Below are 1,723 nucleotides of genomic sequence, written 5' to 3' on the forward strand. Positions count from 1 at the left end.
CACTGCTCTTTAACAATTTATCAGACAATCTGTGTGGGCACTCCACAAGACGATATCCAGCATCTTCGGATGCAAAAAAATATCAAGTCTTGAAGAGTGACTAACTGAAGTAAAATTCATGCAGTAAATCTTTGAGCATCGCTTCTCGAGTGGAAGCAAATCAAGCTTTTAATTGAAGAGTTTGATCATGGCTCAGATTGAACGCTGGCGGCAGGCTTAACACATGCAAGTCGAGCGGTAGCACAAGGGAGCTTGCTCCCCGGGTGACGAGCGGCGGACGGGTGAGTAATGTCTGGGAAACTGCCTGATGGAGGGGGATAACTACTGGAAACGGTAGCTAATACCGCATAACGTCGCAAGACCAAAGAGGGGGACCTTCGGGCCTCTTGCCATCAGATGTGCCCAGATGGGATTAGCTAGTAGGTGGGGTAATGGCTCACCTAGGCGACGATCCCTAGCTGGTCTGAGAGGATGACCAGCCACACTGGAACTGAGACACGGTCCAGACTCCTACGGGAGGCAGCAGTGGGGAATATTGCACAATGGGCGCAAGCCTGATGCAGCCATGCCGCGTGTGTGAAGAAGGCCTTCGGGTTGTAAAGCACTTTCAGCGAGGAGGAAGGTGGTGAGCTTAATACGCTCATCAATTGACGTTACTCGCAGAAGAAGCACCGGCTAACTCCGTGCCAGCAGCCGCGGTAATACGGAGGGTGCAAGCGTTAATCGGAATTACTGGGCGTAAAGCGCACGCAGGCGGTTTGTTAAGTCAGATGTGAAATCCCCGGGCTCAACCTGGGAACTGCATTTGAAACTGGCAAGCTAGAGTCTCGTAGAGGGGGGTAGAATTCCAGGTGTAGCGGTGAAATGCGTAGAGATCTGGAGGAATACCGGTGGCGAAGGCGGCCCCCTGGACGAAGACTGACGCTCAGGTGCGAAAGCGTGGGGAGCAAACAGGATTAGATACCCTGGTAGTCCACGCTGTAAACGATGTCGATTTGGAGGTTGTGCCCTTGAGGCGTGGCTTCCGGAGCTAACGCGTTAAATCGACCGCCTGGGGAGTACGGCCGCAAGGTTAAAACTCAAATGAATTGACGGGGGCCCGCACAAGCGGTGGAGCATGTGGTTTAATTCGATGCAACGCGAAGAACCTTACCTACTCTTGACATCCAGAGAACTTTCCAGAGATGGATTGGTGCCTTCGGGAACTCTGAGACAGGTGCTGCATGGCTGTCGTCAGCTCGTGTTGTGAAATGTTGGGTTAAGTCCCGCAACGAGCGCAACCCTTATCCTTTGTTGCCAGCGGTTCGGCCGGGAACTCAAAGGAGACTGCCAGTGATAAACTGGAGGAAGGTGGGGATGACGTCAAGTCATCATGGCCCTTACGAGTAGGGCTACACACGTGCTACAATGGCGTATACAAAGAGAAGCGACCTCGCGAGAGCAAGCGGACCTCATAAAGTACGTCGTAGTCCGGATTGGAGTCTGCAACTCGACTCCATGAAGTCGGAATCGCTAGTAATCGTAGATCAGAATGCTACGGTGAATACGTTCCCGGGCCTTGTACACACCGCCCGTCACACCATGGGAGTGGGTTGCAAAAGAAGTAGGTAGCTTAACCTTCGGGAGGGCGCTTACCACTTTGTGATTCATGACTGGGGTGAAGTCGTAACAAGGTAACCGTAGGGGAACCTGCGGTTGGATCACCTCCTTACCTAAAGATATT

General features: G+C 52.5%; 1 rRNA gene. It reads left to right on the top strand.

Annotated features, from left to right (window positions below):
- The first annotated feature begins 169 nt into the window (after positions 1-169).
- Positions 170-1,711: ribosomal RNA gene (locus tag WFM45_RS24585) — 16S ribosomal RNA — on the top strand.
- Positions 1,712-1,723 lie beyond the last annotated feature (12 nt).

Source organism: Serratia sp. KG1D (assembly GCF_037150675.1).
GTDB lineage: Bacteria > Pseudomonadota > Gammaproteobacteria > Enterobacterales > Enterobacteriaceae > Serratia > Serratia nematodiphila.